The organism is Halotalea alkalilenta DSM 17697, assembly GCF_000621205.1.
GTDB classification, from domain to species: domain Bacteria; phylum Pseudomonadota; class Gammaproteobacteria; order Pseudomonadales; family Halomonadaceae; genus Halotalea; species Halotalea alkalilenta.
On record NZ_JHYY01000055.1, the window covers coordinates 1 to 2,261 of the forward strand.

2 protein-coding genes are annotated in these 2,261 nt (G+C 58.7%); both read left to right on the forward strand.

Going from position 1 to position 2,261, the window contains the following annotated elements:
- Nucleotides 1-1,666 (forward strand): DUF637 domain-containing protein (locus tag Q376_RS0109245; protein ID WP_027350071.1); only part of this gene is annotated, 1,666 nt, incomplete at its 5' end.
- Nucleotides 1,663-2,019, forward strand: a complete 357-nt coding sequence (locus tag Q376_RS24315; protein ID WP_081803478.1) for an immunity 8 family protein — start codon at nt 1,663-1,665, stop codon at nt 2,017-2,019. The genes Q376_RS0109245 and Q376_RS24315, both read left to right, overlap by 4 nt.
- Nucleotides 2,020-2,261: the final 242 nt, after the last annotated feature.

Here is a 2,261-nt window from a genome sequence, read left to right on the forward strand (position 1 = left end):
CGACATCGACTGGCGGCAGGTCAAGGAGATCCACGACAGCTTCCAGTACAGCCAGTCGGGACTCTCAGGCCCCGCTGCGCTTGCAGTCGCGATCGCCGTCTCCGCCTTCGTCGGCCCTACCGCCGTCGGTGCACTGGGCAGCGTGGGCGGTGCTGCGGCCACCTCGCTGGCGAGCCAGGGCGCGGTCAACCTGATCAACCAGCAAGGCGATCTCGGCGGTGCGTTGAAAGACACCCTCTCTCGCCAGGGGCTCGAAGGCGCCGCCCTTGCCTCCGCCTCGGCCGGCGTGGCCCAGGGCATGGATCGCATCTGGGGCGGCCGCACCGACGTCATCACCCAGGGCGTACAAGGCGTCGATCTCGCAAGCCTTGAAGGCATTGGCCGCTTCGCCGGCAGTATCGGCAGCCGCGCAGCGATCGATGCAAGCCTGCAGACCGCACTCCAGGGCGGCTCGCTCGGAGATCGCCTCGGCGACGCTCTGCACGGCACCGTGGGAAGCGTAGTGGCAGCGGCGATGTTCAACGCCGTGGGGGACTACGCCGAGGCGCAGGGCTATGCCGAAGGCAGCGTAGAGAAGGTGGCACTGCACGCACTGGCTGGAGGACTGGCCTCCGTCGCCAGCGGTGGCGACTTCGAAAGTGGCGCGATCGCCGCCGGCGCCAACGAGGCGCTGGTGGGGCACCTGGCCGAATGGTTAGAGCAAGACCCGACGCTGTTGACCGGTGCCGCGCAGATCACCGGCCTGGTCGCCGCCGGACTGGCTGGGGGCGACGCCCAGCAGGGTGCTTGGGTGGCGGGTCAGGCGGTGACCTATAATTACCTGCGTCACGAGCAGTTCCAGGAAATCGCCGACCGATTAGATAGCTGCGACACCGATGTCTGCCGTCAGGAAGTTACCGATCAAGCCCTGGCATTGAGCTATCAGCAGGACCTCGAAGCACTGGCACTCTGCTCCCGTCAGGCAGCCGGCTGTGCAGAGGCCGTGCAGGCCTCGATGACCACGCCGTTCAAAGGCATCGAGTTCAGCAACCCCCGTACGCAAAACTACCTCGCTCAGCTATCCTGGGAAAATCCAGGCAAGAACGCAGCGTTTGCCGCTGCTGCTGCGGGCAAGGATGCGGCGGCTATCGTTTCGGTACTGGGCATTGCCCCGGAGCAGAGCGAGCAGGCCACCGAATCGCTGGCGTCGATGATCAGCGGCGGAGTGCTTGGAGCAGACCGGGGAGGGGTGGGGAGTAGGCCCTCGCTAGAGGTGGGGGGGAAAGGGACAAGGAATGTTTCTAGCGGTGCTGAAAACATAGCAACGTATCCGAAACTGAAAGATCAGCTTGCGCAGCAAAACCTAGCGAATATTGCTGCTCAAGACTCTAGGCTGGCCGCTGCTGTTAAAGGTAGTGGCACTGCAAACCCTAACTTCTCTATTGGTAGTGGTACGGCTGCCGAAGCGAATAATCTGGGAAGAATTTGGGTTGGTGATGGTGCTAGACCTATTAGTGGTGTTCCCGGTGGTTTAATCAGCGCTGATGGATCTCGCGTCTATAGGCCGCCAGTAGCAAAACCCAATACTCCAGCTCAATATAATCCTACAGGTGTACAGGCTAATTTCCAGGAGTTGCAGAGTGGAAAGGTTATTAGCAATGGCCACTTGAGTGTGACAAGCCAATGAAAGCAATCATAAAGTCAATTGATCTAAACGATGCTGTTGGGTTTGACCAGTATTGGCCAGAAAACGAGGAGTGCTTCGGGATTTGGTTAACAGTCCAGATTGGGCCGGACGATCAAGAAGGAGGGCATTTATTTCAGATACTTGTATGCACTCCTGAATGGATTCAAAGTCAATACTCTTCTTCTGGCGCCGTATGGGGAAGGCATATGTTGATTGTTTTTGAATATGATCAAAGCCTCATAGTTAAAGAGATTTCTAATTATATTGACAAATGCTCGGGAGGGGAGTTTTGGGAGGTGGCGCAGAAAATTTCTCGTATAGGCGCTTGGGAGTTTGAAGACTATCAAGCGTGATTGATATGGAACAAATCCTCCGGCAGTACCGGGGGGGCACTCGGAAAAAAGGGGACAGATTTATTTTCGGCTGGTTGGCCAAGCTGAAAACCTTAATGGAAGGAGGGGCTATCGCCAGCCCGATCTCACCGAGCGCCGCGAAAGCGCCGAAGTGCTCGGCAGCCGTCTCGACATCCAAGGCGACGCTCGCCTGAGCGCCGGGCAGGACCTGGTGATCGATGCATCCCGCGTCGACATCCACG